This is a genomic window from Roseateles sp. P5_E11 (assembly GCF_054049355.1).
The window spans coordinates 1-4,576 of the sequence record NZ_JBFUMO010000477.1 but is presented as its reverse complement, the minus strand read 5'-3'; the positions used below and the strand labels follow the sequence as shown (position 1 = coordinate 4,576).

Sequence of the window (4,576 nt, the reverse complement as noted above, 5' to 3'; positions counted from 1 at the left end):
TTTCAATGCCATGTACGCCCTGAGATCAACTGCCGTTCATGACGGCAAGGTCGAGGATATTTGCAAGATCTCAGGCGACAAGGTCCCGAGCCTCTCGGTATTACGCGAATGTCAGGAACATTRCGCAATGCTGATCCGAAAGATCATCGTGTTAGGTCGAAGGCCTATGTGGGGGCAATTAATCCTTGGGGGCCCAGCCTGAGCGTCTTGGCGGGGAGCCTTAGGTCTAGACACCTCCGCCCCTGCTAATGTCGCTGGTCTTGCGCACCAATTCGACTTTGTTGAGTCGTTGGGCCGAACAACGCTTCGCGCTATTGAACTGGCTTCACTAGCAGGCATCCGCCACCAACTCCGGCGTGACTTCCAGCGGGTCGAAGACGTTGTATCCCAGTGCCTGGATGAATGGCATGACCATGGCGTTCTTGGTCTCCTCTTCAGTCTGGATCAACGCTTTCGTGTTTGCGATGCGCGTTGACAGCACGCGTAGCTGATCGATGAAGTCCACTTTGTTTTCCTCCCTGATGCTGGACCAAGCACTTGTATCACTTGGTTAGCGTTTTGCTATTGGGAGGAAGCTTGAGCAGGTGCCAGCGCAAGTTCAAGCGCCGGTTCATCACCCGTGACCATCGCTGCGAGACGCGCAAAGAAAAAAGCCCCGCTGCTTGCGCAACGAGGCTTCTGATTTGGCTCCCCGACCTGGGCTCGAACCAGGGACCTACGGATTAACAGTCCGGCGCTCTACCGACTGAGCTATCGAGGAATTGATCGGTATTTTTGCTTGCCGTGCGGTTGCGGCTCGCTGTTGTTGCAAAGKCTGGCGATGGGCCAGCCTTTGCGGGTTTTCTGTGGCTCCCCGACCTGGGCTCGAACCAGGGACCTACGGATTAACAGTCCGGCGCTCTACCGACTGAGCTATCGAGGAACAGAGCCCGTGACTATAGCAGTTCTTTCGGGGGCCTCAGAGCCGGACCTCGAGACTCGTGCGGAAAGTCCGCGGTGCGAGCGGGTAGAGGTAGCTGTGCTCGAACTGCCACGGCGACTCGCKCCAGGCACGGCGGTTGGTCAGGTTGTCGACGGCCACGCGCCAGATCCAGGTCTGGTTGCCCACGCCCTGCATGTAGCGCAGGCCCGCATCGGCCACAGTCCACGCCGGCACCGCGATGCTGTTGTCGGGCGTGGCGAAGCGGCTGCCCTCGTGGCGCAAGCCAAGCTGGGCTTGCAGGCCAGGCAACAGGTCCTGGCGCACGTGGGCCTTGAGCGTGGTCTCCGGCACATTGGGTGGCAGCAGGCCGTTGAGGCTGGCGTCGGCGCTGCCTTGGCGGCGCGCCTGCAAGCGCATGGCGCTGGCGAACAGGCCGCCGCCGCTCCACTTCAGATCGGCGCTGGCTTCCACGCCGCGATGGCGGGCATAGCCGTCGGCGCGGCGCTCGCAGCTGTTGTCGGCGCTGCATTCCGTGAAGCCGGGCAGCACGATGTCGCGCCACGCGGGGCGGCGGATGTCGAAGACGGTCAGCGAGCCTTCGACGCGCTGTGTGCCGGTCTTCAGCCCGATTTCCGTCTGGCGGCTCTTCAGCGCGGGCAGCGCCTGGCCGGCATTGACGAAGCGCTTGCGGTTGGGCGCCACTTCGCTTTCGATGCCCTGGCCCCAGCTCGCGTAGAGCAGCCAGTCGCTGGCGATGGCGTGGCTGAGCGCGATCCAGGGCGTGGTGACGCCCTGTGAGTAGTCGGTCGCACGCGAGCCGTCGGTTCGCACGCTCTCGCGATGCAGGCGGGTGTGGCGCAAGCCCAGCCACGCGCTGGTGTCGGCGCTCAGGGCGACGCGGTCGCGCAGGTAGAGCTCGTTGCTGCGCTCGTCGCGGTTGGTGTTCTCGTCCGTCAGATCCGGCGCGGCGGGCGTCACGGCGCTGCCGTCGACGTTGCCGGTGCCCGCGTAGTTGTAGGCCTGGCGCTGGAAGCGGCTCTTGAACTGGCTGCTCAGTCCACCGACGGTGAGGTCATGGCGCAGGCCGGCGAGCTGCACGGGGCCGCTGGCGGAGATGTCCAGCGCCGTCGTGTCGCGGTGCTCGTTCTCGCTGCGGAAGTCGTAGAGGTCGTAGCTGCCGTCCGGGCAGAAGCGGTCGGCGTAGTAATCGCCATTGGCGTCGCTACAGCCGTAGGCATAGGCTAGGCGGTCGTCGGTGCGCAGGCGTTGGATGCCCAGCGCCGCCTGGGCGCGCCATTCACCGGCCAGCTTCTGCTGCACGCGCAGCGAGGCGTGCGTGTTGTCGAAGACGACGGGCAGGCTCCAGGGCTGGTTGTTCAGGTTCAGGTTGGGGTCGACGCTCTTGGCGTCGGGCAGGCGGTTGCCGAGCAGGCTGAAGCCCTGCTGGCTGGGCTGGCTCTGGCGGTTGAATTCGACCTCGGCCTCGACGAGGGTGTCGGGGCTGATGCGCCAGTCGGTGGCCAGCGCGGCAGTGTGCGAGCGGCCCTTGCTGTCACGCAGCGTCGGGTCCAGGTGGGCCGCGGCGAGGTTGACGCGCACGCCGAACTCGCGGTTGGCGCCGAAGCGCTGCGAGTGGTCAACGCTGGCCTGCACCGAGCCGCCCTGGATGGCTTCGAGCATCAGCGCCGTGCCGTCTTCGGCGAGCGGGCGCTTGACGACGAAGTTGACGATGCCGGCCGGCGAACTGGTGCCGGCCTGCATGCCGGAGCTGCCCTTCAGCACCTCGATGCCGGACTTGTTGACCAGCGACAGCGCGGTCTCGCCCGTGATGGGCAGGCCGTCGCGGCGCAGGTTGAAGCGGTTGTCGAGATCGAAGCCGCGGATCTTGAGCTGCGACCAGTAGCCGACGGCGTTGTAGGCGTCGGAGATGGAAGCGTCGAGCTTGGTGATGCCCGAGAGCTGGCTGATGCCGAGGTCATCCAGCCGCTCCGCCGACAGGCTCAGCGCTTGCATCGGCAACTTGGCCGGCGGGTCGTTGAAGCCGGACAGGCTGGGCACGGCCTCGGTGGCTTTGCCCGAGACGCTGACTTGGGGCAGGGTCTGGGCCGAAGCGAGGCTGGCGGCGAGCAGCGCGGAGGCGGCGGCGAGGATGGAAAGAGAAATACGGTGGTTTGCCATCGAATTGCAAAGCGATGGCAGGTCGGCAAACGACAGAGCTCAGGGGCGGGAGACGAAGATTCGGCCTGGGCTTTCAGCGTGCTTCCCTGCGCGAGGATTACCTCAATCAGGTTCAAAGGGACTGTCTCAGTCGATGGCGCCAGGCCATCAACACCCCTAGCGAAGACGCGCCACACGGGGCGGCGCGCGGGTCGGATTCTATGGGTTACGGAGCGTTCCGGCCTTCGCGCTTGGCGACTTGGCCTGGCTCGCTGCAGATCTGCAGTGGTGATGCATGCAAGTCATGGCTTGCAAAGTTCTGATATTTATAGAAAATGCAAGCTATGACTGGCAGTGTTCGACTTCCCGCCGAACTTGGCGAACTGCTGCAGCAGCGGCGCGAAGCCCTGGGCCTGAGTAAGAAGGCCGTGGCCGAGCGAGCGGGGCGGGTGCGTGAAGTGATCTACCGCCTGGAGGGCGGCGAGGAGGCCTCCGTGTCGTCGCTGTTCGACGTGTTGCGCTCGCTGAACCTGGCCATGCGCCTGGAGCCGGTGGGCCTGCCGACGATGGAGGAAGTGGCTGCGGCCTTCAACAAGGATGACGATGCTGCCTGAGCGCATCGCGCAGCTCGATGTGTCCATCGGGTCGCGCGTGGGTGCGGGCCAGTTGCTCAAGGCGTCGACTTACGAGTTCCGGTACCTGGAGGCGTCCGCCGAGCAGCCGTCCGTCGCGCTGCTGATGCCGGCGGCGGTCAGGCTCACGTGGACGGACGGCGACCTCTTCCCGCCCATGGACCAGAACCTGCCCGAGGGCGATCTGTTCATGCGCATCCGGGCGTTGTTCCCGAAGCAGCAGACCACAGCCATGCACATGCTCGCCCTCATCGGCGACAACGGCATTGGTCGCCTCGGCTATCGCATCCCGGGTGCTGACGCGCCGCAGCCAGCGGTGCCGCTGAGCAAGGAGAGCCTACTTGGCATGGCCTACTCGCCCCAGGTGTTCAACGACCTGGTGGCGGCCTATCTGAGCACCGGCGCGGGCATTGCCGGCATGCAGCCCAAGATCATGGTGCCCGAGGTGCGGATTGCGGTGCCTATTCCGACGCTCATCGTGAAGGCAGCGAGCGAGGCCTATCCCGGTCTGGCGGCCAACGAATACCTGTGCCTGCGTGCAGCCAACCTGGGCGGCATCCCTACGCCGGTGTTTGACCTGTCGCACGACGGCCAGATGCTGGTGCTGGAGCGCTTCGACACCCTCCTGAAGACAGATGGAACGGTGGAGCGCCTCGGCTTCGAAGACATCGCAGCGCTATCCGGCCAGCGCGTGCGCGACACACTCTCCGACCGCAAATACCACGGCAGCTACGAGCGCATCGCGGGGCTGCTGAGGCAGTTGCAACTGCCGCAAGCCGACCTCGACCGCTTCTTCGAGCAGGTCGCTTTCTCCGTCATGGTCCGCAATGGCGACGCGCATCTGAAGAACTTTGGCCTGCTGTAC

At 64.8% G+C, this 4,576-nt stretch carries 5 protein-coding genes, 2 tRNA genes and 1 riboswitch; of the genes, 3 read left to right on the top strand and 4 right to left on the bottom strand.

Annotation, left to right across the window (positions count from 1 at the left end; genetic code table 11):
- Positions 1-202: hypothetical protein (locus ACXJKR_RS25000; protein ID WP_457325117.1), on the top strand; the 202-nt coding region annotated here is incomplete at its 5' end.
- 126 nt (positions 203-328) lie between these two features.
- Here the strand turns inward: ACXJKR_RS25000 and ACXJKR_RS24995 are convergent.
- The 4 genes from ACXJKR_RS24995 to ACXJKR_RS24980 all read right to left on the bottom strand — a co-directional run bounded on the left by ACXJKR_RS24995 (position 329) and on the right by ACXJKR_RS24980 (position 3,100).
- Positions 329-505, bottom strand: coding sequence for a hypothetical protein (locus tag ACXJKR_RS24995; RefSeq protein ID WP_457325116.1), 177 nt, complete (start codon positions 503-505; stop codon positions 329-331).
- A gap of 179 nt (positions 506-684) precedes the next feature.
- Positions 685-760 (bottom strand) — tRNA-Asn (locus ACXJKR_RS24990).
- Between the two features lie 86 nt (positions 761-846).
- Positions 847-922: transfer RNA gene (locus tag ACXJKR_RS24985), tRNA-Asn, on the bottom strand.
- Positions 923-958: 36 nt separating this feature from the next.
- Entirely contained in the window at positions 959-3,100 is a 2,142-nt protein-coding gene (locus ACXJKR_RS24980; RefSeq protein ID WP_457325115.1) for a TonB-dependent siderophore receptor, read from the bottom strand.
- Between the two features lie 66 nt (positions 3,101-3,166).
- Positions 3,167-3,268, bottom strand: a riboswitch (TPP riboswitch).
- Positions 3,269-3,423: 155 nt separating this feature from the next.
- Between ACXJKR_RS24980 and ACXJKR_RS24975 the strand changes: the two genes are divergently transcribed.
- Together ACXJKR_RS24975 and ACXJKR_RS24970 are read left to right on the top strand one after the other, a co-directional pair.
- Positions 3,424-3,693 (top strand): helix-turn-helix domain-containing protein, encoded by a 270-nt coding sequence (locus tag ACXJKR_RS24975; RefSeq protein WP_457325114.1) that lies wholly within the window; start codon positions 3,424-3,426, stop codon positions 3,691-3,693.
- Positions 3,677-4,576: type II toxin-antitoxin system HipA family toxin (locus ACXJKR_RS24970; protein WP_457325113.1), on the top strand; the 900-nt coding region annotated here is incomplete at its 3' end. The genes ACXJKR_RS24975 and ACXJKR_RS24970, both read left to right, overlap by 17 nt.